Raw genomic sequence first — 25704 nt, forward strand, 5'->3', positions numbered from 1 at the left:
GGGGAGTCCAGAGGGCGCCAGCCCTTTGGCCGCCGGAGGCTTCTCCCCCCCCAACAGAACCGAAGCCGGCCCGGACATGGCGTCCTGGCCGGCTTTGGCGTTCGTGCGATGCCTCGCGACGGCGGCTAGCCGAAGAGCTTCTTCTTGCCTTCGATCAGCTCCGTCACCACGCTCGGATCGGCGAGCGTCGAGGTATCGCCCAGGCTCTCCACCTCGTTGGAGGCGATCTTGCGCAGGATGCGCCGCATGATCTTGCCGCTTCGCGTCTTGGGCAGCCCGGGCGCGAACTGGATGACCTCGGGCGCGGCGATGGGGCCGATCTCCTTGCGCACGTGCATTTTGAGCCCCTTGAGCAGGTCCTCGGTCTCCTCGTAGCCGGCCTTCAAGGTCACGTAGGCGTAGATGCTCTGGCCCTTGATCTCGTGGGGCATGCCGACCACGGCTGCCTCGGCCACGGTCGGGTGGGAAACCAGGGCCGATTCGATCTCGGCCGTGCCCATGCGGTGGCCGGAGACGTTTATGACGTCGTCGACGCGGCCCATGATCCAGAAATAGCCGTCCGCGTCGCGCCGGGCGCCATCGCCGGACTCGTAGCGCCCCTTGAAGCCGGCGAAATACTGCTGCTTGAAGCGCTCGGGCGCGCCCCAGATGCCGCGCAGCATCCCCGGCCAGGGTTTGCGGATGACCAGGAAACCGCCCTGGTTGGCCGGGACTTCCTGGTTGTCCTTGTCCACGATGATGGGGTCGATGCCGGGCAGGGGCAGGGAGGCCGAGCCGGGCTTTAAGGTCGTGGCGTAAGGCAGGGGGGAGATCATGAGGCCACCGGTCTCGGTCTGCCACCAGGTGTCCACGATGGGCAGTTTCCCGTGGCCGATGTGCTCGTGGTACCACATCCAGGCCTCGGGGTTGATCGGCTCACCGACCGAACCGAGGATGCGAAGCGAGCTGAGGTCGTGCTTCTGCGTCCAGGCCGGCCCCGAGCGCATGAGCGAGCGGATGACCGTGGGCGCGGTGTAGAAGATGTTGACCTTGAATTTTTCGCAGATCTGCCAGAAGCGGTCCGGGGCCGGGTAGGTGGGCACGCTTTCGAACATCAGCGAGGTGGCGCCAAGGGCCAACGGGCCGTAGACGATGTAGGAGTGGCCGGTGATCCAGCCGATGTCGGCCGTGCACCAGTGGATGTCGTTGTCGTTAAGGTCGAAGACGAGCTGGCTGGTGTGGGCGGCGTAGGTCAGGTAGCCGCCGGTGGTGTGGTAGACGCCCTTGGGCTTGCCGGTGGAGCCGGAGGTGTAGAGGATAAACAGCACGTCCTCGGCGTCCATGGGCTCGGGCTCGCAGCAGCCCTGGACGTCGTGGTCGCTTGTGACGTCGTGCCACCAGAGGTCCCGGCCGGGCTGCATCTCCACCTCGTTGCCGGCATGGCGCACCACCACGACTTTTTCCACGCAGGCGCATTCCTTGAGGGCCTCGTCGGCGTTGGGCTTGAGCGCGATGGTCTTGCCCGAACGGATGACGGCGTCGCTGCACACGAGCACTTTGGAGCCGCAGTCGTTGATGCGGTCGCGCAGGCTGTTGGCCGAAAAGCCGGCGAAAACGATGCTGTGGGGCGCGCCGATGCGGGCGCAGGCCAGCATGGCGATGGCCAGTTCCGGGATCATGGGCAGGTAGAGGCTGACCCGGTCGCCTTTTTTGACGCCCATTTTCTTGAGCACGTTGGCGAAGCGGCAGACCTCGTCGTGGAGCATCTGGTAGGTGTAGGTGCGCACCTGGGAGTCGTCCTCGCCCTGCCAAATAATCGCCGCCTTGTTGCGCCGGCCGTCGGTCAGGTGGCGGTCCAGGCAGTTGTAGGTGGCGTTGAGCTTACCGCCGGCGAACCATTTGATTTCCGGCTTGTCGAAATCGTATTCCAGCACCGTGTCCCAGGGCTTAAACCAGGTGAGCAGCTCGCAGGCGCGCTGCGCCCAATAGCCGTCCGGGTCTTCGATGGAGCGCTTGTAGATGGCTTCGTATTCTTCGATGCTCTTGATATGGGCGCGGTCGCGGCCTTCGCTGGGCGGTTCGTAGCGGCGGTTTTCGTGCATGAGGCTTTCGATGTTGTCAGCGGTCATGATTTCCCCCGGGGTTGGGATTGGTGGTCGGTTCCAGGCGGACCATGCCGGAAATCGGGCCGGCCCGGCCAGTTGTTTTCGGTAAATGGCGGCCCGAAATCCATAAACCCATCGGGAGGGATCGCAAAGGCCGTTTGTCGAGGATTTCGCGCCGTTCATCGAAAGCGCCGCGCGCGGCGGTGGTGCCTCGACAGCAGCGCACAGGGGCACGGCCCCCTGGAGCGCGCCTGCCATCACTCCCCCCCTCGAGGGGGCCCGGGGGGCATCATGCCCCCCGGCAGGTCCAGGGCAGCGCCCTGGTGGGGTCCAGGGGCAACGCCCCTGGCCGCCGGAGGCATCTTCCCGTTAATCCAACCGGCCGGGGCCGAGGATGCGGGAGACGATGTCGCGGGAATTGGCTTCGGCGCGCAGGTATTCCTCGTGGGTGAGCCCGGCGCCGAGCGCCACTTTCTTGCGCCGTTCCTGGGAAACCAGGTCGTCGGGGGTGTGGGCGTCGTTGTCGATGACGAGTTTCGCCCCGAAGCGGCGGGCCAGGGCGGCCACGTGGCCGTTGGTCAGGCTATGCCCTTTGCGGGTGGTGATCTCCAGGCACACGCCCCGTTCGGCGGCCAGTTCCGCCTCCTCGGGGGTAATGAGCCCGGGATGGGCCAGGATGTCCACCCCGGCCTCGATGGCGGCCAGGTTGGTGCCGACCTCCACGGGTTCGACGATGGTTTCGCCGTGCACCACCACGAGCTGCGCCCCGCGTTCCCGGGCCATGGCCACCATATGGGGGATCAGCGGCGGCGGCACGTGGGTGATCTCCACGCCGCACACCACGGTCACGCCGAGAAAGGGCCCGGACTCGGCCACGAACCGGCCAATGTTGTCGAGGATGAGCCCGAGGTTGGAGAAATCGGCGTGGTCGGTCATGGCCATGGCCCGGTACCCGGCCTTGGCCGCGCGCCGGGCCAGCTCCGAGGGGATGAGCTCCCCGTCGGAGAAGGTGGTGTGGGTGTGCAGGTCGATCATGGCCCTACATCTTGTATTTGGCGTCGTTTAAGTCGAACTGTTCGAGCAGCTCGGTCCATTTGTCCGAATCGTCGCTGGAAAAGGCCACGACGCTGGTGTCCTTGGCTTCGTTGGCCACCTGTTCGATGACCTTCTCCTCCACGAGGATGGGGGACTTGGCCCGCAGCGCCAGGGCGATGGCGTCGGACGGCCGGCTGTCGATGCGGCGGATGCCGCCTTCGACCTCGACCTCGATGTCGGCGTAGTAGGTGCCCTCGGTCAGTTCCGTGACGTTGATGGCCACCACGTGGCCGTCGAGCTTGTGGATCATGTTGAGCAGCAGGTCGTGGGTCATGGGGCGGGGCAGCACCACGTCGTTTAAGGCCAGGGAAATGGCCATGGCCTCCATGGCGCCGATCCAGATGGGCAGCACGGCCTTTTCCTGCATGTCCTTGAGAATGAGCACCGGCACCTGGGATTCCTCGTCCAGGGCCAGTCCGAATACCTTCATTTCAATCATGATCGGCCTCCGCCTCCCCGATGAGGGAGTGCTTTTTGGCTTGGCGGATGCGCGCCCGCACGAAGCGCCCGACGACGTCGCCCGGGCCGGGCAGGGCGATGTTGACGATGCGCCCCCCGGGGTCGCGCCCGCGCCAGGATGGGCCGTCGGGGCCTTCCCTGCGGCTTTGGCCCTCGATGAGGACCTCGGTCGTCCGGCCGACCTGGGCGGCCAGGGACGCGGCCAGCCGTTCGTCCAAAAGCGCTTGCAATTCGGCCAGACGGGCCGATTTCACGTCCTGGGCGATTTTCGGCTCCATGCGTTCGGACGCCGTTGCCGGCCTGTCACCGTACATGAAGGAGAAACCGCTATCAAATCCTACATCACGGACCAGATCGAGGGTCAAGCGGAAGTCGGCCTCCGTCTCTCCCGGAAAGCCGACGATGAGGTCCGTGGTGAGCGCGATGTCGGGCCGGGCCTGGCGCAGCTTGTCCACCAGGCGCCTGTAGGCGGCCCGGTCGTAGCCGCGCCCCATGCGGGCAAGGACCGCGTCGGAACCGGACTGGACCGGCAGGTGCAGGGCCGGGCACAGCTCGGGCAGCGCGGCGAAGCGGGCGATGACGTCGTCGCTCAAATCCTTGGGATGGGAGGTGGTGAAGCGGATGCGGGCGATGCCGGGCACGGCGGCCACGGCGTCGAGGAGCCGGGCGAAGCTCGTACCGTCGCCGGCCCTGTCCAGGCCGTAGCTGTTGACGTTTTGGCCAAGCAGCGTCACCTCGCGCACGCCGCGCGCGGCCAGGGCCTCGACCTCGGCGAGAACGGCCGGCAGGCCGCGGGATTTCTGCCTCCCGCGCACGAAGGGCACGATGCAGTAGGCGCAGAAGTTGTCGCAGCCCTGCATGATGGAGACGAAGGCTTTCGGCGGCAGCCTGTCGTCGGGCCAGGCCTGGTCGCGCTCGGGGTAGGTTTCGGTGAAATCGAGCAGCGACAGGCGCAGGCCGGGTTCGTCGGCCAGGCGGGCCAGGGCGGCCGGCGCGCCGGCCAGGCCGTCGGTGCCGAAGACCAGGCGCACCATGGGAAAGCGTCGCCACAGGGCCGTGCCGCACTGCTGGGCCACGCAGCCGCCCACGGCCACGAAGGCGCGCGGGTTGGCGCCGTGGCGGTCGGCGATGCGGCCCAGTTCGCTGGCCACTTTCTGCTCGGGTTTTTCGCGCACCGAGCAGGTGAAAAGGATGAACAGTTCCGCCTGGTCTTCGCGAGCCGGCGTGAATCCCCGGGACACAAGGGCGCGGGTCAGCCAGTCGCCGTCGCCGACGTTCATCTGGCAGCCCATGGCTGTGACGTGAAATTTCATGGCTGCGCCGAGGATAATGCACGATGCGGCGGCGGTAAAGGGCGGGGCGGGGCCGGGTATGGCGCGAGCCCGCGTCCACTGCCACGATTTCTTTTCACCTTGCCCGCAAGGCGCATCTGCTGCTACTGCACCCGTAAGGCCCGGACCGTGTCCGGTCTTTCCTTGATCCGTCCACAACCTTCCCCACGTGGCGGCGGCACACCCCGCCCCAAGGAGACCGGCGTCATGGAGCAGCGCATCGAATCGGACAGCCTGGGCGAGGTGAAAGTCCCGGCCGACAAACTCTGGGGCGCGCAAACCCAACGTTCCTTGGAACACTTCAGCATCGGCGACGACCTCATGCCCCGGGAGATGATCGGCGCCTACGCCCTGCTCAAAAAGGGCGCCGCCGAGGCCAACGCCGATCAGGGGAGGCTCCCCGGGGAACTGGCCGACCTGATCACCGGCGTGTGCGACGAAATCCTCGACGGCAAGCATGACGACATGTTTCCGCTCCACGTCTGGATGACCGGCAGCGGCACCCAGTTCAACATGAACGTCAACGAGGTCGTCTCCAACCGCTGCTGCCAGCTTGCCGGCACGCCCCTTGGCTCCAAAAAGCCCGTCCACCCCAACGACCACGTCAACATGTCCCAGTCGTCCAACGACAACTTCCCCTCGGCCATGTACATGGCCGCGGCCATGGGCGTGGTCCGCGACCTGCTGCCGTCGCTGACCACGCTGCACGGCGCCCTGGCCGCCAAGGCCGAGGCCTGGAAGGACATCGTCAAGATCGGCCGCACCCACCTCCAGGATGCCGTGCCCTTGACGCTGGGCCAGGAATTTTCCGGCTACGCCGGGCTGCTCGCCGAAAACGCCGTGCGGTTGCGCGAGGCCCTGGGCGACGTCTACAAGCTGCCCCTTGGCGGCACGGCCGTGGGCACGGGCATCAACGCCGCGCCGGGCTTCGCCGAGGCGGCCATCGCCGCCATCGCCCGGCTCTCGGGCCTGCCCTTTGCCCCGGCGCCGAACAAGTTCACGGTGCAAGGCTCCCACGACGCCCTGGTCCAGCTTTCCGGCACGCTGAGGACCCTGGCCGTGTCGCTTTTTAAGATCGCCTGCGACATCCGGCTGCTGGCCTGCGGCCCGCGGGCCGGGTTTTACGAGCTCATCATCCCGTCCAACGAGCCCGGCTCCTCCATCATGCCCGGCAAGGTCAACCCGACCCAGTGCGAGGCGCTGACCATGGTGGCGGCCCAAGTCATGGCCTGCGACGTGGCCGTGGGCTTTGGCGGCGCCGGCGGCATCCTGGAGATGAACGTCTACAAGCCGCTTATCATCCACAACATCATGCAGTCGATCCGGCTGTTGACCGATGCCATGCACAACTTCCGCGTCTTCCTGGTCGAGGGCCTGGAGCCCAATAGAAAGCGCATCGCCGAATTCGTCGGCCGCTCGCTCATGCTCGTCACGGCCCTGTCCCCGGTCATCGGCTACGACAAGGCCTCGACCATCGCCCATCACGCCATGGACAACGACCTGACCCTGCGCGAGGCGGCCCTGGACCTGGGCTATGTGACGGCCGAGGAATACGACCGCATCGTGGTGCCGGCGAAGATGACCGCGCCGTTCGTGGCCAAGGACTGAGCCGGGAGACCGCTTCCCGAAAAAACGCAAGGGTGGCTTATCATGACGCATTGGATGAAAACCGGCCGGGATGTGCTGCTCGATCCGTCGCTGAACCGTTCCACGGGTTTTACCGAGTCCCAGAAAGAGGCCCTGGCGCTCACCGGTCTCGTGCCCGACGCGGTCGAGACGCTGGAACTGCAACTGACGCGCGTGCTGTCGCACCTGGACCACAAGTCCTCGGACCTCGAACGCTACATCTACCTGACGAACCTGCTCGATCACAACGAGACGCTTTTTTTCAAGGTCATCATGTCCGACCCCACGCGGTTTCTGCCCATCGTCTACGATCCGACCATCGGCGAAGCCTGCCTGAAATTCGGCCACATCTACCGCCAGCCGCGCGGCCTGTACCTCTCCATCGAGCGCCGGGGCAAGGTGCGCGAGGTGCTGCGCAACTGGCCGGAAAAGGACGTGCGGGTGCTGTGCGTCACCAACGGCGGCCGCATCCTCGGCCTCGGTGACCTGGGCGCCAACGGCATGGGCATCCCCATCGGCAAGCTCCAGCTCTACACCGCCGCGGCCGGCGTGTCGCCGCGCGGGCTGCTCCCCATGCTCCTCGACGCCGGCACCAACAACGAGGAACTGCTAAACGACCCGCTCTACCTGGGCCTGCGGCGCAAGCGCCCGCCCACCAAGGAGCTCTATGCCTTCGTGGACGAGTTCGTCGAAGCCGTGCAGGAGGTCTTTCCGGGCTGCTGCATCCACTTCGAGGACTGGACCGGCGTGGACGCCGTGCATCTGCTCGCCCGCTACCGCGACAAGGTCTGCTGCTACAACGACGACGTCCAGGGCACGGCCGGCATCACGCTGGCCGGCATGCTCAACGCCTGCCGGGCCAAGGGCACGAAACTGCGCGACGAGTCGTTCCTCTTTCTCGGCGCGGGCTCGGCCGGCATCGGCCTGGCCGACCTGCTGTGCGCGGCCCTGGTCGAGGAGGGCCTGACCCTCGAGGCCGCCCGGGCCAAGGTGCATATGTTCGACGTGGTCGGCCTGCTCGAGGCCTCGCGCACGGACCTGGTCGATTTCCAGAAGCCCTACGCCCACCCCCACGCGCCCATGGCCCGGGCCGACCTGGCCAAGGCCGTGCTGGAGTTTCAGCCCACCACGCTTATTGGCGTCAGCACCACCGGCGGCGCCTTCGACAGGGAAGTCGTGGAAGCCATGGCCAAAGTCAACGCGCGGCCGGTCATCATGGCCCTGTCCAACCCCACGGAGAAGGCCGAATGCACGCCCGGTGATGCCTATGCCTGGAGCGGGGGCCGGGCGCTTTTCGCCGCCGGCGTCCAGTTCGACCCCGTGACCTATGACGGCAGGACCTACCTGCCGGGCCAGGCCAACAACTTCTACATCTTCCCGGCCGTGGGCATGGCCATCGTGGCCACCAAGGCCCGCCGGGTCACGGACCGGATGTTCATCCGCGCCGCCAGGGCCGTGGCCGCGCGGGTGACGTCGGACCAGTTGGCGCATGGGCTGTTGTATCCGCTTCAGGCCGATATCCTGGAGACCGAGATCAAGACGGCGGCCAGCGTGGCCGAACTGGTCTTCGACGACGGCCTGGCCGGCATCGACCGGCCGGGGGATATCGAGGCCTTCATCCGGTCGCAGGTCTACGTGCCGGCGTATTCGCATTGAGAGCGACAAGGCGCATGTCTTTAAGCGCTCCTTCGGCGGAAGCCGGGGAGCGCTTTTTTTGTGACAAGGGAGGGTTGTGGCTGAGAATATCTTGAAATATATATAAATATATAGTAGTATAATTGAAAAACATATTACTCGTGGGGTGGTGTGCAATGCGCAAATGGATTGTGTCGTCTCTGCTTGCGATCTGTCTCCTTGTCGTACCGATGCACGGTTTTGCCCAACAGACCGATGATTCGGGCATAACTTCCCTATTCGATGTCGCGGCATATGTCATTTTGAAAGTGGCCTGGCCGACAGCCAAATATAAAGATTGGGAATTTGAACGTGTTAGGCCGTTGTCAAATGGACAAAAGGAAGTCGTTATAAAAATCAACGCAAAGAGTTTTTGGAATGGTGGCCCTCTCTGGCTTCAAGTTATTACCAAGTTGGATGAAGATTATAATATTATTGATTTGCATTTCGGTGATTATAAAGGCGTCTTTCCACCGGGGTCGGCCCTGAAAGCGTTGAAAGCCGCTTCCGAAGCGAATTCGAAATAAAATCAGTGTGTTCGGAGTGAGGTGCCCTCGCTTGGCGGCAACGTGTTTACTTGGCAGGGCTTTCCGGTATTCTTGCCCGCCATGGACGCCGCACTGGAAGAAGCGCTTCGCGCGGAAATTCCTGTTTTCTGGCCCAACCCGGGCCGCCTGAGCCTGGAGGCGGCCCGCCCGGGCCTGTCCGTCGGCCTGGCCGACATGCGAAGCGCCAGCGACCGCCTGGACCGATTCGCGCCGCTGTTGGCCGGGCTTTTCCCGCAGGAATTGGCCCAGGCCGGCGGCATCGTCGAATCCGACCTGGTTCCTCTCGGCCCTTGGGCGGCCAACGGGCTGCCGGCCGGCGACACCGTCTGGCTCAAGGCCGACCATACGCTGCCCGTGGCCGGCTCGGTCAAGGCCCGCGGCGGCTTTCACGCCGTCCTGCACCTGGCGGAAACCCTGGCCCTGGAGGCAGGCTTGCTCGACGGGCCGGCCGGTGCGGTCACGGCCCTGGCGACGCCCGAGGCCAGGGCCTTTTTCGCCGGCCAGACCCTGTCCGTGGGCTCCACCGGCAACCTGGGCCTGTCCATCGGCATTATGGGCCGGGCGCTCGGGTTCGCTGTCACGGTCCACATGTCGGCCGAGGCCAAGGCCTGGAAGAAAGCCCGGCTGCGCGCCGTCGGGGCCACGGTCGTCGAGCACGCCGGCGACTACGCCGCCGCCTGCGCCGTGGCCAGGCGGGAAGCCGCGGTTTCCCGGACCATCCATTTCATCGACGACGAGAATTCCCTGGACCTGTTTCTGGGCTACGCCGTGGCCGGGCTGCGCCTGCCGGGGCAACTGGCCGCCCGGGGTATCGCCGTCTCCCCGGAAGCGCCGTTGTGCCTATACCTGCCCTGCGGCGTGGGCGGGGCGCCGGGCGGCATCGCCCTGGGGGCTCGGTTGGCCCTTGGCGACGCGGCCTTGGCCTTTTTCGTCGAGCCGGCCCGGGCGCCGTGCATGCTCTACGGGCTGGCCACGGGCCGCCACGACGGGGCGCATATCGTTGAACTGGGGCTCAATGGGCGAACGCTTGCCGACGGGCTGGCCGTGCCCCGGCCGTCGCGGCTGGTGGGGCGACTCATGGAGGGCGTGTGCGACGGCGTGCTCACCGTGGCCGAGGCCGATCTGCCGCGCCTGGTGGCCCGGGCCTGGCGCGAAGCGGGGCTTCGCCTGGAGCCTTCGGCCGCCGCCGCCCTGGCCGGGCCGGCCCGGGTTCGGGGCGCCGGCCTGCCCGCCCTGGCCGGCCAGCCCGCCTGCCACATCGTTTGGGCCACGGGCGGCGGCAGCCTGCCCGATGACGATTTCGCCGCGGTGCTGGCCCTGGCCGGGGAGGGCGCATGATCGTCAGCGCCAGCCGGCGCACAGACATCCCGGCCTTCTACGCCAAATGGCTCATGGGCCGGTTGCGGGCCGGATTTTGCGAGGTGAAAAACCCCTTCAATGCCAACCAGGTCAGCCGGGTCTCCCTCGACCCGGCCGACACCGAGGCCATCGTCCTGTGGACCCGCGACCCCAGGCCGCTTGTGCCGCACCTGCCGGAGATGTTGTCCCTGGGGCACGAACCGTTTTTCCTGTTTACGCTGATGGACAATCCCCGGGCGCTCGATCCCAAATGCCCCGGCCCTGAGGTGTCCGTGCCAGCTTTCGCCGCCCTGGCCGAGGCCCTGCCCGGCCGGGTGACCTGGCGCTACGATCCGCTGGTGATCACGGAAAAAACGCCGCCGGATTGGCACCGCGTCACGTTTGCCCGGCTGTGCCGGGCTCTTGCCGGCCTGACGGACCGGGTGGTCGTCAGCTTTGTCGAACCCTACCGCAAGATTGCCGGCCGCATGCGGGAATTGGCCGCCGCCGGGTATCCCCTCGTCCCCTTGGCCGACGGGGCGGCCGTGGAGTTGCTGCTCGATTTGCGCGACATAGCCGCCGCGCGCGGCCTGACCCTGGCCACCTGCTGCCAGCCGGAGGTCTTCCAGGCGGCCGGCATTGCCGCGGCCCGGTGCATCGACCCGGACTGGATCGAGGCCGGTATCGGCGCGGCACTTCCCGGCGGCAAGGACCCGCATCAGCGGCCGGGCTGCGGCTGTGCCCCCAGCAAGGACATCGGCGCCTACGACCGCTGCCTGTTCGGCTGCCGCTACTGCTACGCGACGGCAAGCGAAACCCGGGCCCGGGAGCACTACGCCCGCCACGATCCCGACGCCCCGAGCCTCTAGGCGGGCCACGGCCAAAAAAACGGACGGCCGAGGTTGCCTCGACCGTCCGTGTGGATGTTGTCCGGGGAGCCCGGGGGACGGCAGCCTATGGCTGCCGGGGCGCCTTCCCAGGCGCTTGCGCCCAACCTCGGGCTGGCGGCGTTAGCGGCCCAGGGCCTTGGGTTTGGGCGCCCCGCCGAGGGCCGCCGGCCGGAAGGTGATCTCGGCCCGGGCGGTTTTGCCGTCGGCTCCGGGCGTGACGGTGATGCGCGGGGATTCTTTGAAAAACTCGGCCGCGCCGCGCAGGATGCCTTCGAAATACTCGGGATAGCCGCGCCGGGAATGGTAGGTCATCACCAGCGTGTCGCCCCTGTCCTCATAGGTGAACCTGGGCGGCTCCAGGCCCGGCATGTCCTTGGTCAGCCGGGCGTGGGTGTCGTTCATGGTCAGGTAGAAGTCCCTGAGGTTGGACGCCTTGAAGTAGCGCGGGTAGTGGCGGTGGAAGCCCTTGATGGTGTAGCGCCCGAGCGTCAGGAAAACGTCGGCCATGTTTTTGCCGGCCTTGGCGGCAGCCAGTTCGGCCATCTGCCGCAGGACCTGATCGGGATAGTTCTGGGTGGGCAGGAAGGTGGGATGGCCCATGTCCTCCTGCATGGCGTCATAGACGGCCTGGCCGTACTGGTCGCGGATGAAATCCTGCATGAGCTTGGGCAGGATGCCCTTCATGTTGCCGGACGAAGCGCGCAGCTTCACGTCCTTTTCGTGGCGGTCGGCGAAGGCGCCGGCGAGCCCCAGCAATGCCTGGGCCAGTTCGGCCAGTTCCCGGGTGGCCTGGGCGGTCTGGTTCGCCCCTTCGTCGGCCTCGGCAGCCACGTGGGCGATGACCTCGATGTTACGGTTGATCTCCTCGGCGGCGGTGGATTGCTGCTCGGCGGCCGTGGCAATTTGAGCCACCTGCCCCGTCACCTCGCGGATGCGCGTCATGATGCGCGAAAGGGCCTCGCCGGCCTTGTGGGTGGCTTCGGTGCTGCCGGCCACGCGGGTTTCGGTCTCCTGCATGGAGGCCACGGCATGGCGGGAACCGTCCTGGATCTGGTGGATGGAGTTTTCCACTTCCTTGGTGGCGGTCATGGTCTTTTCGGCCAGCTTTCGGACCTCATCGGCGACCACGGCGAAGCCCCGCCCGGCCTCGCCGGCCCGGGCCGCCTCGATGGCGGCATTAAGCGCCAGGAGGTTGGTCTGGTCGGCGATGTCGTTGATCACGCCGATGATGCGGCCGATCTCCGCCGCCTGGCCGTCCAGGGCGGTGAGGACCTGGCCCAGCTTGCCCGCGGATTCGGCCACGGCCTGGATGCCGGTCACGGCCTCGCGGACCTCCACCGCGCCGGTTTCGGCGGCGTCGTTGGCCGCGTCGGCCGCCTCGGAGGTCTTGGCCGCATTTTTGGCCACCTCGATGACCGTGGCCGTCATCTCCTCCATGGCCGTGGCCACGGCGTCGGACTGGGCTTTCTGCTGCTGGGCGCCCCGGGCCTGCTCGTCGGCCGAGGCGGACAGTTCCTCCGAAGCCGAGGCCACCCGCTGGGATAGTTCGTTGATATCCCCGCCGAGGTGGCGCAGATCGGACTGGGTGTGTTCCAGTTCGGCCTGCTTTTCCCGAAGCTTGGTCAGGTCGGTCAGGCAGGTCACGGCGCCGAGGAGGTTGCCCTTGTCGTCGCGGCAGCATTCCACCGTGAAATGGCAGGACAGCAGCCGGCCGTCCCACAGGGTCAGGTCCCGTTCGGCGGATTGTCCCACGCCAGTGCGGAGGACTTGTTCCGTCACCGACATGCCGTCCTTATTGTAAAAGGCCTGGCTGACGGTCTTGCCGATCACGTCCCTGGCATCCTTGCGCAGCAGGGTGGTCAGGGTTCGGCTGGCATGGGTGATGAACCCGTCCTTGTTGCAGATCAAAAACGGCATGCCCACATGCAGGATGGCGGCCCGATAGTATTCGCGCCGTCGCATGTTTAAGGCCAGGACCATGCCGGCCAAGGCGCCTAGTGGGCCGAAATCCTTCCACTGCTCCACTTCGTCGATGAAAACCGTCCTGGGGTTGTCGATGATTTTTTGCAGACCGGCCTGCAGGGTTCGTTGCGGGGCGGTGATGCGGTTGCCGATGAAAACGGCGGCGGCCAGGCCGGCCAGGGCCAGGACGATGGAAATGACGATATTGCCGGCAAGGGTGGCCCCGACGATGCAACAGCCCAGGGCCAGGCCGAGAAGTATAACGGGCAAACCGGGTGACAGGCCATTCGAACGTTCTTGCATGGGGAAGCTCCGCTGTTGTTTGCTCGACCAAATAACAAAGGCCCTGAAAGGTCAATCCCCGCGTTGGGGCTGTGGGATCGGCGCGTCCATATCGTTTGCGCGCGTTGTTATTGCTGTGGCGATATTTCCGTTGCCGGCGCGCCCACCGTGACAGGGCAGTGGCCGCTTGGCCGAAAGGCCGTGAACAGCGCCCGGCCAAGGGCCTCCATTCCGGCCGGCGTCTCGCCGTAAGTGGCCAGCCGGACTTGCGCCCTGGGCAACAGGGCCAGGTCGTAGGGGGATTGGGCCGCCACCAGGACCAGCCGGTCGGGGGCCTGGCGGAAAAGCGCCTCGGCCAGGCGGTGTTGGCCGGGGTTTCGCCGGGCGTCGGTGACCAGCAGCACCACCCGCGCGGCCGGGCCGGCCGCTTCGACCGCCGCCGCGATCACCGCCTCGTCAGGATCGGCTTCCAGGGAAAGGCTTCGCGGGCCGTACCAGGCGTTCAGGCCGGCTTCAGCCGCGGCGTCCACGGCCGGCCGGCCCAGGCGCGGCCGCACCACCAGGGTGGTTGCGTCGCGGCCGGCGGGCAGCAGCGGGGCGGTGGGGCCGAATGCCGTCACGGCGCGTTCGGCGATCTGCCGGGCCAGGGCGGCATGGGCCGGGCTTGCCGGTGCGGGCGCGGCATCGGTTTTGGGCCTGGCCAGGGCGGCGGCGTCCAGCAGGCCGAAGCGTTCCTTGAGGCGCAGGACGGCCAGGGCGGCCGCATCCAGGCGGGCGGCGGGCACGCGGCCCGCCCGCGCCGCCGCGAGTACCCGGTCCATGGCTTCCAGGCGCTCCGACGCCGGCCGGCCGGCATCGGCGCCCACAAGCAGGATGTCGGCCCCGGCCAACAGCGACAGGACGGCCGCCTCGGCCGTGCCGTAGGTCGCGGCCACGGCGCCCATGCCCAGGGAATCGGTGAAGATGGCCCCGGAAAAGCCCAGCCGGCCGCGCAGCACGTCGCGCAGGACGCGCCGGGACAGGGTGGCCGGCCGGCCGTCCGGTTCCAGGGCCGGGGAGAGCACGTGGGCCGTCATGACCGCCGGCGCGCCGGCGGCGAAGGCGGCCCGGAAAGGCGGAAAATCCACCCGGTCGAGGGTGGCCGCGTCGTGGTCCACCCGGGGCAGGCCCACGTGGGAATCCACGGCCGTGTCACCGTGGCCGGGAAAGTGCTTGGGCGTGCACACGACGCCGGCGCTTTCGTAGCCAGAGGTGGCGGCGGCCGTGAGCCGGGCCACATCGGCCGGGCGCTCGCCGAAGGAACGGATGCCGATGATCGGGTTGGCCGGGTTGGCGTTGACATCGGCCACGGGGGCGAAATCGACGTTGATGCCCACGGCGGCCAGTTCCCGGCCCGTGGCCAGGGCGGCCTGGCGCACCAGGTCGGGGCGGCCGGCGGCGGCCTGGGCCATCTGGCTGGGAAAAACGGTGAACCCGTCGCGCAGCCGGGCCACGGGGCCGCCTTCCTGGTCCACGCCGACAAGCAGCCCCAGGCCATTGCGCGTGGTCGCGGCCTCGGCCTGCAAGGCGGTGGTGAGCGCGGCCAGTTGGCCGGGGGAGACCACGTTGCCGGGAACGGAATACAGGATCACGCCGCCGAGGTGGCGCTCCCGGATCAGCGCGGCCGTGTCCGGGGAAACGGTCGGCCCTTCGAACCAGACCATAAACAGCTGGCCGACTTTTTCCTCCAGGGTCATGGCGGCAAGCAACGCCTTGGCCCGGGAGGCGGCCGGGGCGGGGGTGCTGTGGAACATGGTCAGGGCGAAAGCGCAAAGCGCGGCGCAGCGCACGAGGGATGGTGTCGGCATGGGGGCTCCGGGGGAAGGGTCAGGGCCTGGGTTCGGCGCGTTTGTCCGCGTACATGGCCGCGTCGGCCAGGCGGGTCAGGTCGTCGATGGTTTGGCCGGGAACGTGCAGGGCGATGCCGATGGACAGGGACAGGCCGGGCGAGCCGGACAGTTGGCGGTCGCGGGCGACCTGGGCCACGCAGGCCCGCAGCCGCTTGGCCATGACCGCGGCCTCGGTTTCGCCGGCATCGGGCATGAGCACCACGAACTCGTCGCCGCCAAGCCTGGCCAGCAGGTCGTAGGCCCGCACCCGGCCGGCCATGGCCCGGGCCACGTCGCAAAGGACGGCGTCGCCGGTTTCGTGGCCGAAGCGGTCGTTGACGATCTTGAAGCGGTCGAGGTCGCAAAAAAGCAGGGCCGCCGCCGAGCCCTTGCGCTCGGCCAGGTGCAGCAGGGCCGGCCCGTGGCGGCGCAGGTAGGCCCGGTTGGGGATGCCCGTCAGTTCGTCGCGGTCGCGCTGGCGGGCCAGTTCCTCGTGGATCTTGACGTGGAGCAGATCCCCGGCCAAAACTTCGCAGAAATGCTCCAGAAAATCGGTGCTCTTGCGCGGCGTGTAGCGCTCGGGGTCCGGATCGCCCAGGGCCAGGCTGCCGATGGTGCGGTCCGGGCGGTATTTGTCGGCCAGGGCGGCGATGAAGCACGAGCCCGAGGCGAGCTGGGGCTGCCGGTCCAGGATCTCCCGGGGCCAGAACAGCTCCGGCCGGGGCAGGGCGGAAACCGGCCCGACATAGGCCCGGCCCGGGCTGTCCCCGGGCGGCAGGGAGGCCAGGGCCTCGGCCAGTTCCCGGGCGGTGGGGCAGGGGAAGCCTGGGGGCACGCAGGTTTCGAATTCCTCCCGGGACAGCTGGCAGGCCAGGACCGGCACGCCCATGGCCCCGGCCAGGGCGTCCATGACCTGCGGCAACTCGGCCAGCTGGCGCAGCCGGCGCGACAGGGTCAGGGCCGAGCGGAAGGTGAGGAAGACCTGGTCGTTTATGCGAAAGATCTCCTGGAGGCGTTCCATGTTGCCCCCCAGGCGGCGCAGCCGGTCGCGCAGGCGGTCGTTTTCGCCTTCCAGCCGGCCCAGGCGGCCGGCGGCCGCGGCCAAGGCCTTGTCGGCGGCTTGCCGGTCCGTCAGCAGCCCGGTCCACAGCGCCCGGAATGCCGGCTGTCTGCCTTCGGGCAAAAAGCGCTCCAATTCCCGGGCCTTGGCAGCCAGGTCGTGCGTGTCTGACGGACCATCCATGGGGACCTCGACGACGGCTGCGGGGAACGCGTGCCGTCCTGTTGTTCTACCAGCTTCCCGTCGGGCCAACAACCCGCCGGATCATTGGGAAATTTGACCGGAAAAAGGCCCGGGGCCATGGAGCGGACATGAAGATTTTGTTACACAATCTCACGCGGTTCGGCGACCTGCTCCAATCCCAGCCGGCCCTGGCCGAACTGGCCGGCCAGGGGCACCGGGTCGCCGTGGCCTGCCTGGAAAATTTTGCCGGCGCGGCGGCACTGCTGCCCGAGGCCGAGGTGATCCTGCCCCTGCCCGGGTCGCGGTTCCTGGCCGGGCTGGACGGTGACTGGCGCCAGGCCCTGGCCGCCATGGACGGGTATGTCCGGCACGTCAAGGAGGTGTTCGACCCGGACGCGGCCGTCAACCTGACCCCGGCCCTGGCGGCGCGCCTGCTGGCTAGGCGGCTGTGCGGCGAGGCCGTGCGGGGCTTTTCCCTGGACGCCCACGGGTTTCGCCACGAATCCTCGCTGTGGGCCGCCTTTCTGGAGGCCTCGTCGGCGGCCAGGGGACTGAGCCCCTTCAACGTCGTGGACCTGTTCCGCAAGGCCGCCGGGGTGGGCCTGGGGCCGGGCCGTTTCGCCCTGCGCCGCCCCGAGGCGCCGGCCCTGGAAGCGGCCCGCCTGGCCCTGGCCGACCGGGCGCCCGAGGGCGCGGCCGGCTATGTCGGCTTCCAGCTCGGGGCCAGCGCCACGGCGCGCCAATGGCCGCCGGACGCCTTCGCCCGCCTGGGCGAGGGGCTGTGGCAGGGGCTTGGCGTCCTGCCGGTGCTGCTCGGCGGCCCCGGCGAAAAGGCCCTGGCCGCCGCCTACCGCGAAACCTGCCGCGCCCCCAGTGCGGACCTCGTCGGCGCAACCGACCTGCCGGCCCTGGCCGCCACCCTGTGTCACCTCAAGCTGCTCGTGACCAACGACACCGGCACCCTGCACCTGGCCGCCGGCCTCGGCCTGCCCTCCCTCTCCATCTTCCTGGCCACGGCCCAGCCCTTCGACACCGGCCCCTACCGCGAGGGCTGCCTGTGCCTGGAACCGGACATGCCCTGCCATCCCTGCCCTTTCGGCCTGCCGTGCCCCATCGGCCACGCCTGCCGCCGGGCCATCGGGCCGGACACGGTCCTTGGGGCGGCGACGACCTTCCTTGCCGGTGGCGGCTTTCCGGCCGGCGGCTATCCCGGGGCCCGGGCCTGGCTGTCGGGGTTCGACCGGGCCGGGTTCATGGACATGACCTCCCTGTCCGGCCACGGCGAGACGGCCCGGGCGGTCTGGTTGCGGCTGTCGCGCCGGGTGCTTCGTCAATTCCTTGACGAGGAGCCCCTCGCGCCGGCCGGACAGGAGCGTTTCGCCTTGCCGGCCGCAGTCCACGACCCCCTGGCCGAACAGCTGGCCCAGTCGGCCGACCTGCTGCGGCTGCTCGCCGGCCATGCCGGGTTGGCCGGCCGCAATCCGGCCATGAAGGACCGCTTCCTGGCCACCTGGGAGCGCATCCGCGGCCTGTGGACGGCCTCGCCGCAACTCGGGGCCGTGGGCCGGCTGTGGCAGCGGGACGCCCAGCGGGCCGAGCCCGACCTGCCGTCCCTGATTGCCCGCATCGAACGCTACGCCGCCCTTGTCGCCGCCTTTGCCGATCGGCTGACCCGGCGCTGAGCCCTTGGCACGGTTGTTGTAAGAAGGAGGGCGGGAACGGAAATCCTTTCCTCCCGACAACAACCTCTGAGGGAGGCGCGACATGATAAGCGTGGACGGCCGGGAAACCGGCATGGACATCAAGCATTTTCACAATCTCGAGGAAATCCTGCTCAAGATCATGGACGGCGGCGAGCTCGAAGGCCGTGTCGTCACCGACGTCTTCGTCAACAACGAGAGCTTCTCCGAGATTTATCCGCACCAGGCCGAGGACATCGAAACCGACGAGATCAAGTCCGTCGAGGTCAAAAGCGTGCCCGTGGCCGACATGGCCCAGGACATCGCCGACGAGCTCGGCAAGGTCATCTTGCTCATGGAGCACGGCGCCCGGCGCGTGGCCGACCTGTTCCGTTCGGCCGAGGACGCCGAGGCCCTGGAAGTCTACCAGGACCTCATGGACGTCACCCGCGATTTCCTCAACATGATCGGGGTACTGCGCGGCGAAAGCCTGACCCGCGACTTCGCCTCCTTCGACGCCGCGGCCGACGAGGTTTCCACGCTGTTCTCCGAAATGATGGAAGTGCTGGAAAACGAGGACTGGATCCTGCTCGCCGACCTGCTCGAATACGAGTTCATCCCGGCCATCGCCCGGTGGAAGGGTGTCATCGCCGAGCTCAAGGCGAGCTTCGCAGCCACTGACAAGGAATAACGCCATGTCCGACAAGCTTGAATATCTCGAGGCGGCCCTGGTTGCCGGCGAACGCGAACTGCACTGCCTGCTTGCGGGCGAGATCGAGGAGGCCGAACTGCTGGCCAAGGATCGCGGCCGGCTGCTGGAAATGGCCTGGCAATCCGCCGATCCGGAGAGCATCGGCCTGCTTCGGGACAAGCTTTTGAAGCTCAAGAACCTGCAAGGCCAGCTCACCACCGAAGCCAGGCGGCTGCACGCCGACCTCAAGTCCGACCTGCAGCGGGCCAAGCAGGAAAACCAGCGCCTGTCCGGCTACCGCACGAGCGTGCGGCCCAATCCCGCCGTGCGGCGCTACCTCGACAAGACCGGCTAGTACGCGCGCGCCCCCTTTGAAGGCATCGATTCCCACGCCGGGCCCTCGGGTCCGGCTTTTTTTTGCGCCCGCGCCGCGCCGGCCGCGCTGGCCGAACTGGCCGAGCCGGTCGGGCTGGTCGCGCTGGCCGAACCGGTCGGGCTGGTCGGGCTGGCCGGGCTGGTTGGGCCGGCCGGGCTGGTTGCCGGGGTGATGCTGGAGCGATGCCAGGGACGTGCCGCCATGGACCCGGGCCGCCACGGCGATGCCCCTGGCGTCGGGGAACGGGAAAAAACTGCCGTCGGGTTGACGGGATTTTGACGGAGCCGAAAGCGCGTGTATTTATTATGTTGATTTTATTTGAATATATATTTGGCAGGCTCTTTGCTTTGTCCAAGGCAGCCCGCACGGGTGACCGGGGCACGGTGCCCCGGCGGACGCAAAGGAGGACGGCATGCTTTCATTCTTCGGCGGCGACAAGAAGGCCCGGGGGCGGCACGAGGAACTCAAGAAGGGCGCGCGGCTCAAAAACGCCAAGGAGCTCTTTTTTTCCGGCAAGTTCCCGGTGGTGACCACGCCGGGGCTGGAAGGGCGCAAGATCCGCAAGGTGCTGGGGCTGGTCAGCGGGCGCGGCTTCGATTCCGAATGCGCCTTCTATGGGCTCACGGCCAGCGCCCTGGACATCGGCGCCGATGCCATCGTCGGCTACCAGGAAAACGTGGCCTTCCATCCCGACGGCTCCCGCTATTTTTCCTGCTACGGCACGGCCGTGATCCTGGAGCGCGAGACCTCGGCCCAGGCCACGCGCAAAACCGTGGGCGTCAAATCCCTCATGCATTGATCCGGCCCCGGAGCCGGCCACGACAAGGAGGAGCGCCATGAAGCGCCTCGCCATAACCTGCGCCGCCTGCGCCCTGCTCGCCGGCAGCGGTGGCGCCTCGGCCCAGGAATACACCAAGGGCACGTCCTACATCGAGCCGCGCGGCGGCGTCTACGCCACCACCAATCCCACCGTGAACGTGGTCGGCACCTACGGCGGCGCGGCCGGCCACTACGTCATGGACGGCGTGGCCGTGGAGGCCGAAGGCCTGGGCTATGCCGTGGACCAGAAGGTCAAGCGCACGACGGCAGTGGGCGAGTCCACCACGACCGAAACCAACAATGCCGTGGGCGTGGCCGGCATGGCCAAGTGGAATTTCGTGCGCACGCCCAAGGGCACCATGTTCGTGGGCGCGGGCGGCGGCGGCGTGTTTGCCGAAAAGGAACTGCCCTACAACGGCCAGAAGCAAAGCGGCATGGGCCAGGCCGACCTCGGCGGGACGGTGGCGCTGGGCAAGAACGTCAGCCTGCGCGTGTCCGGCCGTTACCAACACCTGGGCTCGCTTTCCGACAAGGGCCTGGACAGCCTGGGCGGCAACGTGGGCCTCAAGATCAGTTTCTAGGCCCGGGGCGATCCGGGGTTTTACCCGGGTTTTCGGGCTCGGCGGGCCTGGCGGGGCGCGAACCGCACCCCGTGTCGATGCCTCAGCCCCGGATGCCGAGCTTGGGAAAGACGAATCGTACGATGAGGAACCAGGCGACGATGACGCCGAGAAAGAGCAGGGTGTCGTTCATGGTGTGAACCATATCGCCTTTGGCCCGGCCCGTAAAGGGCTGCCGGCCATCCCGGCGAAAAATAACCGGCCGGCTGCGCCACGGCGCCGTATCGGCCGGCCCGGCGGGACCGGAAAATCCGGCAAGGCCGCCCAGGCCTGCCGGCGGCCCTGTCGGCAGGCCTGGGCGGCCTTGCCGTCCCCCTTGCCGGGCATCGGGGCGTGCGTCGCCCGTGGCGGCAATGGCACCCCGGGGTCCAGCGGCTCCCGGCGCCTTGCCTTGGCCGGGGCGCCATGCCATGCTGCCGGCAGCGTGAGCCGCCACGGCGACCGGAGGCCGGCGGGGTGGCGGACGGAGGCGGCGTGGAATTCGAACGGCATCTGCGGGAAATCGTCGACACCATGAGCGAGGGGCTGTTGCTCGTGGCCGCCGACGGCGGCATCGTCATGGTCAACGAATCCCTGGCCCGCATGGCCGGGTTCGCGGCCGAGGAGCTGGTGGGCCGCTCCTGCCGGGTGCTCGACTGCGATGTGTGCGAGCGGGAGCGCGGCATGGGCGAGGGGGCCTGGTGCCGGCTTTTCGCCGAGAAATCGACCCAGGCCAAGCGCTGCATGATCCGCCGCAAGGACGGCTCCTACCTGCCGGTGCTCAAGAAGCAGTCGCTGTTGCGCGACGCCTCGGGCGCGGGCCTTTTCGCTGTGGAGACCCTGACCGACCTGTCCGAACTGGAGGGGCTGGACCGCAAGGTCGAGGAACTGTCCCGGCTGCTGTGCGCCGAGGAGGGTTTTCACGGCATGGTCGGCGGCTCGGCCGCCTTGCGTCGGGTGTTCGACCTCATCGAGCGGGCGGCCGGCAGCGACGCGCCGGTGCTGCTCACGGGCGAGTCCGGCACGGGCAAGGAGCTGGCCGCCCGGGCCATCCACGACCTGGGCCGGCGCCGGGGCGGGCCGTTTGTCCAGCTCAACTGCGCGGCGCTGTCCGAGAGCCTGCTGGAAAGCGAGCTCTTCGGCCATGCCAAGGGGGCCTTCACCGGCGCCCACCGCCATCGCCAGGGCCGGTTCGAGGCCGCCGACGGCGGCGACCTCTTTCTCGACGAGATCGGCGACGCGCCCCCGGCCATCCAGGTGAAACTGCTGCGGGTGCTCGAAACCAAATCCTTCGAGCGGGTGGGCGAGAGCCGGTCGGTGCGCGTGGACGTGCGGGTGGTGGCGGCGACCAACCGCGACCTGGGTCGGCTGGTGGCCGAGGGCCGCTTCCGGGAGGACCTCTTTTTCCGGGTCAACGTCATCCCCATCCGCCTGCCGCCCCTGCGGGAGCGGCTGGAGGACCTGCCGGCCCTGGCCGAGCATTTCCTGCGGCGCCTGGCCGGCCATGCCGGCCGTGCCGTGCCGGCCGTCACCCCCGAGGCCATGGCCATGCTCGTGGCCCACGACTGGCCGGGCAATGTCCGGGAGCTCAAAAGCGCCCTGGAATACGCCTTCGTGGTCACGGACGCCGGCCCCCTCGAGCCGCGTCACCTGCCGCCGGGATTGTCCCGTCGGGAAGTGGCCGCCGCCTGCCCGCCCCGGACGCCGCCGGGAACGGTCGACGGCGACGAACGCCGCCAGTTGGTCGAAGCCCTGCGCCGGGCCGGCGGCAACCGCTCCGAGGCGGCCAGGCTGCTTGGCGTCAGCCGCGGCACCATCCTCAACCGCATGCGCAAATACGGGGTGGATTCCCGACATGTCCTCGCTTTTTAAGTTGTTCGCCCACGTCTTGCCGGCCTGTTGCCTGGGGCTGTGGCTGGCGGCCAGCCCGGCCCTGGCCGGGGCGCCGGTGATCGTGCCCCGGGTGGTGGCCACGCTTCCCCATGACCGGGCCGCCTTCACCCAGGGGCTTTTGTTCCTGGACGGCGCCCTCTACGAGAGCACCGGCCTGTACGGCCAGTCCTCGCTGCGGCGCCTGGAGGCGGCCACGGGCAAGGTGCTGGACAAGCGGGCCCTGCCCGCGCGCTATTTCGGCGAGGGCCTGGCCCTGGCCGAGGGGCGGCTCTACCAGCTGACCTGGCGCGAGGGCCGGGTGCTCCTGGCCGACCCGGCCAGCCTGCGCCCCCTGGGCGAACTGCCGCTGCCGACCGAAGGCTGGGGCCTCACGGTCCTTGACGGGGCGCTGGTGGTCAGCGACGGCAGCGACCGGTTGACCTTCTACGAGCCCAAGGCCATGGCGCCCGTGGGCACCATCGACGTGACCGAGGACGGCGCGCCCGTGGCCGACCTCAACGAGCTGGAGGCCGTTGGCGGGCTGCTCTGGGCCAATGTCTGGCACAGCCCGCGCATCGCGGTCATCGACCCGGCCTCGGGGCGGGTGGTCGCCTGGGTGGACTGCGCGGCCCTGGCCCGGCCTGTAACCGCGGGGGACCCCGAACGCGTCTTAAATGGTATCGCCCATGACCCGGCCACGGGCCGGATCTGGGTCACGGGCAAGAACTGGCCCGCCATCCACGAAATCCAGGTGCCCGGCCTTCCCCAGGGGAAGGGCCGGTAGACGGAAGGTTTCCATGAAGCAGAAGTGCAGGATGTGCCGGTACTGGAAGGGCCCCATTCCGGCCGAGCACCGCTATTGCCCGCCCGAGGAGATGGTCTCCGGCGACTGGGGCTTTTGCAAGCGCCACGCCCCGGCCCCGGCCACCGTGCCGGTGGAGCAGGTCCGGGGCAAGACCTACGTGGCCGTGTGGCCGGAAACCCAGGCCGACGATCTGTGCGGCGACTTCGTGCTCATTCCCCTGCACCGGGAGTAGGCGCCGGGCGCAGCCACAGCAGCCAGGCCCCCAGGGCGATGACCGGCAGGCTCAGCAGCTGGCCCATGGTCAGCCAGCCGAAGGCCAGGTAGCCGAGCTGGGGGTCGGGCACGCGCACGAATTCCACCACGAAGCGGAAGATGCCGTACCACAGGCAAAACGCGCCGGATACGGCGCCGTATTTGCGCTTTTTGGCCGAATACAGCCACAGGATCGCAAACAGCGCCGCCCCTTCCAGCCCGGCCTCGTAGAGTTGGGACGGGTGGCGCGGCACCCCGCCGGCCCTGGGGTCGGGGAAGACCACGGCCCAGGGCACCGTCCCGGGCTTGCCCCACAGCTCGCCGTTGATGAAATTGCCCACGCGCCCGGCCAGGATGCCCAGCGGCACCAGCGGCACCATGAAATCGGCGATCCCCCAGAAGCCCTTGCCGGTTTTCTTGCCCAGAAGCCACGTCACCACCGACATGCCCAGGATGCCGCCGTGGAAGGACATGCCGCCCTGCCAGACCTTGAAAAAGGACAGGGGGTCGGCCACAAGCCCGGGTAGGTCGTAGAAAAGCTCGTAGCCGACCCGGCCGCCCACCACCACGCCGAGTACGGAATAGGTGACGAGGTCGTCGACCTCCTCCTTGGTCCAGCCCGAGCCGGGCCGGCCGGCCCGGTAGCGGCCAAGCAGCCAGGCCGAACAGAAGCCGATGAGGTACATCAGGCCATACCAGCGCACGTGCAGGGGGCCGAGGCTTACGGCCACGGGGTCGAAATTCGGGTAGGCGAGCATGGGGCATCCTGGCGTGTAGCCGGTTGGCGTCCGTGGCTGCGGCCGACGGGCGGAAGCGAAAGGGGCTCAGGCCCCTTCGTTTATTTCCTCGAGCAGGGCCTTGGCCTTGGCGTAGTCGGGATTGAGCTCCAGGGCGCGCTTGAGGTAGTCCACGGCCTGGTCCTTCTTGCCGTAGCGCCGGTAGACGGTGGCGATGTTGAAGCAGATGGCCTCGCTTGTGCGCCACAGGTCGGGATTGAGGGTGAGCGCCCGGTCCAGGTACTGGTAGGCCTCGATATACTGGCGCCCCTCGGTGAAGGCCATGGAGATGTTGTAGAAAAGCCCGCCGTCCTCGGGGGAGATCTTGAGGGCCTTGCGGTACTCGATGATGGCTTCCTGCCATTTGCCCTGGCGGCGCAGCATCAGGCCCAGCCGGTTGAAGGTCTCGATGTCCGAGCGGTCGAGCATGTTCTTGCGCGTGCTGAGCGCCTGGCGCAGGTACTGCTCGGACAGTTCCGGCGCGATGTCCATGCACCTCGCCGCGATGGCCTGGGTGACGCGGCTGACCGCATCCAGGGCTTCCTTGGTGGCGATGCGCACGGCCTGGTCGAAGGCGGCCTTGGCCTTGTCGGCGTCGCCGAGCTTGATGTAGCCCGTGCCGATGTCCACCTTGCGGTCGACGTTGAGCGGCGAGAGCTTGTCCAGGCGCTCCAGGAAGCGGAGTTCCTCGGTGGTGTTGCCTTCGTCGTGGTGCAGGGCGGCGATTTTTTTGAGCGGGTCGAGGAAGAGCTTGGCCCCTTTCTCGGCCTGGGTGTAGGCCCGCAGCGCATCGTCGCGCTTGCCAATGGCCCGCAGGGCGTCGCCCATCAGCAGCAGGCCCGAGGGGCTGTTGGGCTTGATCTCCAGCACCTGCTTGGCCGCCTTGGCCGCTTCTAGGGGGTTGCCCATGTCCAGGCTCTGGCGGCCCTTGTCCATGATTTCGCCGATCTGGCCGCGCGGCTTGACCGTGAAGGCGATCTTTTCGATGAGCGTATCCGGGGAGATGGGCTTGGTGATGATGTTGTCCGCGCCAAGCTCGTGGAGCAGCACCAGCTTGTCGCGTTCGACCTCGGTGGTCAACACGATGACGTAGAGGCCGTTGGTGTAGTCGGACTTGAGGTAACGGATGAGGTCGGCCGTGTTGCGCCCGTTGAGTTCCCGTTCGATGAAAATGAGCAATTTGTGGGACTTCGAACGAAACAACTTGATGTCTTTGTGCAAGCCCTCGATGGTCGCTACGTTGTGGACGCACTCGTCCTTGATGGTCAGGTGGCGCAGCAGGGTGGACCGCAGGTTCTTGTTGAAAAGCGAATCCGTGCTGACCACCAGGAAGACGCCGTTTTGCAACGCGACGAATTCCCGGACATCATCGTCATATTGTTTGTTCTTCATGCCAGACTCATGGGCGCGGGCCGCGACGCGCGTCCGCCGGCCG

Annotated in this window: 22 protein-coding genes; 13 read left to right on the plus strand and 9 right to left on the minus strand. The window is 67.9% G+C overall.

Annotated features, from left to right (window positions below):
• Window positions 1–125 precede the first annotated feature (125 nt).
• The 4 genes from acs to miaB all read right to left on the minus strand — a co-directional run bounded on the left by acs (window position 126) and on the right by miaB (window position 4951).
• Window positions 126–2108, minus strand: coding sequence for an acetate--CoA ligase (gene acs / locus ACP59X_RS10140; protein WP_428568862.1), 1983 nt, complete (start codon window positions 2106–2108; stop codon window positions 126–128).
• Window positions 2109–2453: 345 nt separating this feature from the next.
• Window positions 2454–3119, minus strand: coding sequence for a histidinol phosphate phosphatase domain-containing protein (locus ACP59X_RS10145; RefSeq protein ID WP_428568865.1), 666 nt, complete (start codon window positions 3117–3119; stop codon window positions 2454–2456).
• Between the two features lie 4 nt (window positions 3120–3123).
• Window positions 3124–3618 (minus strand): bifunctional nuclease family protein, encoded by a 495-nt coding sequence (locus ACP59X_RS10150; RefSeq protein ID WP_428568868.1) that lies wholly within the window; start codon window positions 3616–3618, stop codon window positions 3124–3126.
• On the minus strand, window positions 3611–4951 hold the full coding sequence (gene miaB / locus ACP59X_RS10155) for a tRNA (N6-isopentenyl adenosine(37)-C2)-methylthiotransferase MiaB (protein ID WP_428568872.1): 1341 nt from the start codon (window positions 4949–4951) through the stop codon (window positions 3611–3613). The genes ACP59X_RS10150 and miaB overlap by 8 nt, the downstream gene beginning before the upstream one ends.
• A 225-nt stretch (window positions 4952–5176) precedes the next feature.
• On the opposite strand from miaB, the gene fumC reads away from it, so the two are divergent.
• The 5 genes from fumC (at window position 5177) to ACP59X_RS10180 (ending at window position 11024) form a co-directional block, all read left to right on the plus strand.
• On the plus strand, window positions 5177–6577 hold the full coding sequence (gene fumC / locus ACP59X_RS10160) for a class II fumarate hydratase (RefSeq protein WP_428568875.1): 1401 nt from the start codon (window positions 5177–5179) through the stop codon (window positions 6575–6577).
• Between the two features lie 42 nt (window positions 6578–6619).
• Window positions 6620–8251: an NAD-dependent malic enzyme gene (locus ACP59X_RS10165; protein WP_428568879.1), complete on the plus strand. Its 1632-nt coding sequence runs from the start codon at window positions 6620–6622 to the stop codon at window positions 8249–8251.
• A gap of 155 nt (window positions 8252–8406) precedes the next feature.
• Window positions 8407–8796 (plus strand): hypothetical protein, encoded by a 390-nt coding sequence (locus ACP59X_RS10170; protein WP_428568882.1) that lies wholly within the window; start codon window positions 8407–8409, stop codon window positions 8794–8796.
• Between the two features lie 81 nt (window positions 8797–8877).
• Window positions 8878–10155 carry a D-serine ammonia-lyase gene (locus tag ACP59X_RS10175; RefSeq protein WP_428568884.1) on the plus strand — a complete coding sequence of 426 codons (1278 nt, stop codon included), beginning with the start codon at window positions 8878–8880 and terminating at the stop codon, window positions 10153–10155.
• A complete protein-coding gene (locus ACP59X_RS10180; protein ID WP_428568886.1) occupies window positions 10152–11024 on the plus strand; it encodes a DUF1848 domain-containing protein in 873 nt (290 codons plus the stop codon). The genes ACP59X_RS10175 and ACP59X_RS10180 overlap by 4 nt, the downstream gene beginning before the upstream one ends.
• Before the next feature lie 141 nt (window positions 11025–11165).
• On the opposite strand, the gene ACP59X_RS10185 is transcribed toward ACP59X_RS10180, so the two are convergent.
• From ACP59X_RS10185 to ACP59X_RS10195, 3 genes are all read right to left on the minus strand, one after another.
• A complete protein-coding gene (locus ACP59X_RS10185; RefSeq protein WP_428568889.1) occupies window positions 11166–13277 on the minus strand; it encodes a methyl-accepting chemotaxis protein in 2112 nt (703 codons plus the stop codon).
• 140 nt (window positions 13278–13417) lie between these two features.
• On the minus strand, window positions 13418–15136 hold the full coding sequence (locus ACP59X_RS10190) for a glycoside hydrolase family 3 protein (RefSeq protein ID WP_428568892.1): 1719 nt from the start codon (window positions 15134–15136) through the stop codon (window positions 13418–13420).
• A 19-nt stretch (window positions 15137–15155) separates the two neighbouring features.
• Window positions 15156–16400: a diguanylate cyclase domain-containing protein gene (locus ACP59X_RS10195; protein WP_428568896.1), complete on the minus strand. Its 1245-nt coding sequence runs from the start codon at window positions 16398–16400 to the stop codon at window positions 15156–15158.
• A 128-nt stretch (window positions 16401–16528) separates the two neighbouring features.
• On the opposite strand from ACP59X_RS10195, the gene ACP59X_RS10200 reads away from it, so the two are divergent.
• From ACP59X_RS10200 to ACP59X_RS10235, 8 genes are all read left to right on the plus strand, one after another.
• Window positions 16529–18082 (plus strand): glycosyltransferase family 9 protein, encoded by a 1554-nt coding sequence (locus ACP59X_RS10200; protein WP_428568901.1) that lies wholly within the window; start codon window positions 16529–16531, stop codon window positions 18080–18082.
• A gap of 82 nt (window positions 18083–18164) precedes the next feature.
• Window positions 18165–18770 carry a DUF8043 domain-containing protein gene (locus tag ACP59X_RS10205; RefSeq protein ID WP_428568903.1) on the plus strand — a complete coding sequence of 202 codons (606 nt, stop codon included), beginning with the start codon at window positions 18165–18167 and terminating at the stop codon, window positions 18768–18770.
• Between the two features lie 4 nt (window positions 18771–18774).
• Window positions 18775–19125: a hypothetical protein gene (locus ACP59X_RS10210; RefSeq protein ID WP_428568906.1), complete on the plus strand. Its 351-nt coding sequence runs from the start codon at window positions 18775–18777 to the stop codon at window positions 19123–19125.
• 433 nt (window positions 19126–19558) lie between these two features.
• Window positions 19559–19945: a hypothetical protein gene (locus ACP59X_RS10215; RefSeq protein WP_428568908.1), complete on the plus strand. Its 387-nt coding sequence runs from the start codon at window positions 19559–19561 to the stop codon at window positions 19943–19945.
• A 37-nt stretch (window positions 19946–19982) separates the two neighbouring features.
• Window positions 19983–20546 carry a hypothetical protein gene (locus tag ACP59X_RS10220; RefSeq protein WP_428568911.1) on the plus strand — a complete coding sequence of 188 codons (564 nt, stop codon included), beginning with the start codon at window positions 19983–19985 and terminating at the stop codon, window positions 20544–20546.
• A gap of 513 nt (window positions 20547–21059) precedes the next feature.
• Window positions 21060–22436, plus strand: coding sequence for a sigma-54 interaction domain-containing protein (locus ACP59X_RS10225; protein ID WP_428568915.1), 1377 nt, complete (start codon window positions 21060–21062; stop codon window positions 22434–22436).
• Window positions 22420–23220, plus strand: coding sequence for a glutaminyl-peptide cyclotransferase (locus ACP59X_RS10230; protein WP_428568918.1), 801 nt, complete (start codon window positions 22420–22422; stop codon window positions 23218–23220). The genes ACP59X_RS10225 and ACP59X_RS10230 overlap by 17 nt, the downstream gene beginning before the upstream one ends.
• A 13-nt stretch (window positions 23221–23233) precedes the next feature.
• Window positions 23234–23473, plus strand: coding sequence for a hypothetical protein (locus tag ACP59X_RS10235; RefSeq protein WP_428568922.1), 240 nt, complete (start codon window positions 23234–23236; stop codon window positions 23471–23473).
• Here ACP59X_RS10235 and lgt read toward each other — a convergent pair.
• Window positions 23451–24251, minus strand: a complete 801-nt coding sequence (gene lgt, locus ACP59X_RS10240) for a prolipoprotein diacylglyceryl transferase (protein WP_428568925.1) — start codon at window positions 24249–24251, stop codon at window positions 23451–23453. The genes ACP59X_RS10235 and lgt overlap by 23 nt on opposite strands.
• 66 nt (window positions 24252–24317) lie before the next feature.
• The gene (locus ACP59X_RS10245; RefSeq protein ID WP_428568928.1) at window positions 24318–25661 is read right to left on the minus strand and encodes a tetratricopeptide repeat protein; all 1344 of its coding nucleotides are present in this window, start codon (window positions 25659–25661) and stop codon (window positions 24318–24320) included.
• Window positions 25662–25704: the final 43 nt, after the last annotated feature.

The sequence above is a fragment of the Solidesulfovibrio sp. DCME genome (genome assembly GCF_049995385.1).
In the GTDB taxonomy this organism is placed as follows: domain Bacteria; phylum Desulfobacterota; class Desulfovibrionia; order Desulfovibrionales; family Desulfovibrionaceae; genus Solidesulfovibrio.

Excerpts from the sequence above, each read along its gene's own strand:
- ACP59X_RS10150 (WP_428568868.1), bottom strand. The coding sequence starts at position 3,618 with ATGATTGAAATGAAGGTATTCGGACTGGCCCTGGACGAGGAATCCCAG.
- miaB (WP_428568872.1), bottom strand. The coding sequence starts at position 4,951 with ATGAAATTTCACGTCACAGCCATGGGCTGCCAGATGAACGTCGGCGAC.
- ACP59X_RS10210 (WP_428568906.1), top strand. The coding sequence starts at position 18,775 with ATGTCCGACAAGCTTGAATATCTCGAGGCGGCCCTGGTTGCCGGCGAA.
- ACP59X_RS10220 (WP_428568911.1), top strand. The coding sequence starts at position 19,983 with ATGAAGCGCCTCGCCATAACCTGCGCCGCCTGCGCCCTGCTCGCCGGC.
- ACP59X_RS10245 (WP_428568928.1), bottom strand. The coding sequence starts at position 25,661 with ATGAAGAACAAACAATATGACGATGATGTCCGGGAATTCGTCGCGTTG.
- acs (WP_428568862.1), bottom strand. The coding sequence starts at position 2,108 with ATGACCGCTGACAACATCGAAAGCCTCATGCACGAAAACCGCCGCTAC.
- ACP59X_RS10170 (WP_428568882.1), top strand. The coding sequence starts at position 8,407 with ATGCGCAAATGGATTGTGTCGTCTCTGCTTGCGATCTGTCTCCTTGTC.
- ACP59X_RS10175 (WP_428568884.1), top strand. The coding sequence starts at position 8,878 with ATGGACGCCGCACTGGAAGAAGCGCTTCGCGCGGAAATTCCTGTTTTC.
- ACP59X_RS10205 (WP_428568903.1), top strand. The coding sequence starts at position 18,165 with ATGATAAGCGTGGACGGCCGGGAAACCGGCATGGACATCAAGCATTTT.
- ACP59X_RS10180 (WP_428568886.1), top strand. The coding sequence starts at position 10,152 with ATGATCGTCAGCGCCAGCCGGCGCACAGACATCCCGGCCTTCTACGCC.
- ACP59X_RS10230 (WP_428568918.1), top strand. The coding sequence starts at position 22,420 with ATGTCCTCGCTTTTTAAGTTGTTCGCCCACGTCTTGCCGGCCTGTTGC.
- ACP59X_RS10165 (WP_428568879.1), top strand. The coding sequence starts at position 6,620 with ATGACGCATTGGATGAAAACCGGCCGGGATGTGCTGCTCGATCCGTCG.
- ACP59X_RS10190 (WP_428568892.1), bottom strand. The coding sequence starts at position 15,136 with ATGCCGACACCATCCCTCGTGCGCTGCGCCGCGCTTTGCGCTTTCGCC.
- lgt (WP_428568925.1), bottom strand. The coding sequence starts at position 24,251 with ATGCTCGCCTACCCGAATTTCGACCCCGTGGCCGTAAGCCTCGGCCCC.
- ACP59X_RS10200 (WP_428568901.1), top strand. The coding sequence starts at position 16,529 with ATGAAGATTTTGTTACACAATCTCACGCGGTTCGGCGACCTGCTCCAA.
- ACP59X_RS10195 (WP_428568896.1), bottom strand. The coding sequence starts at position 16,400 with ATGGATGGTCCGTCAGACACGCACGACCTGGCTGCCAAGGCCCGGGAA.
- ACP59X_RS10215 (WP_428568908.1), top strand. The coding sequence starts at position 19,559 with ATGCTTTCATTCTTCGGCGGCGACAAGAAGGCCCGGGGGCGGCACGAG.
- ACP59X_RS10235 (WP_428568922.1), top strand. The coding sequence starts at position 23,234 with ATGAAGCAGAAGTGCAGGATGTGCCGGTACTGGAAGGGCCCCATTCCG.
- fumC (WP_428568875.1), top strand. The coding sequence starts at position 5,177 with ATGGAGCAGCGCATCGAATCGGACAGCCTGGGCGAGGTGAAAGTCCCG.
- ACP59X_RS10145 (WP_428568865.1), bottom strand. The coding sequence starts at position 3,119 with ATGATCGACCTGCACACCCACACCACCTTCTCCGACGGGGAGCTCATC.